The following is a 406-nucleotide window of genomic DNA, read 5'->3' as shown; positions in this document are numbered from 1 at the left end:
ACTTTCTCACGTAAAGATTCCGCCTGAGTCCGTCCGGGGCGCGCTAAGCGTTGAGCTTGCTCCGCTTCCGACAGGCTTTGCCATTGTTCAATGGGTATCTGTAATTCACTCATGATCACCCCATCATTTTTTCAATAGGCAATACAAGTATTGAACTGCAGCCCATAGACTTAAGATCTTCCATGGTTTCCCAGAATAGCTTCTCGGTGCTGACCATGTGTACGGCAACTTGCTCGTCGGTGTGGCTAAGCGGCAGAATAGTCGGTGTTTCTGCGCCAGGTAATAGCTCTACTACCTGCTCTAATTTGTTCTTTGGGGCGTGCAGCATAATGTATTTGCTTTCCCGCGCCATTTGCACACCGTCTATGCGTGGCAGCAACTGATCTATCATGGCTTGTTTTTCTTC

Annotated in this window: 1 protein-coding gene; it reads right to left on the bottom strand. The window is 48.5% G+C overall.

Annotated elements, in window-relative coordinates:
- Positions 1–115: 115 nt before the first annotated feature.
- A partial coding sequence (hisG, locus tag B3180_RS05465) for an ATP phosphoribosyltransferase (RefSeq protein WP_349677608.1) occupies positions 116–406 on the bottom strand: 291 nt, incomplete at its 5' end.

Source organism: Idiomarina sp. UBA4206, from assembly GCF_002383015.1.
Classification (GTDB): domain Bacteria; phylum Pseudomonadota; class Gammaproteobacteria; order Enterobacterales; family Alteromonadaceae; genus Idiomarina; species Idiomarina abyssalis.
This window is presented reverse-complemented; position numbering and strand designations above follow the sequence as displayed.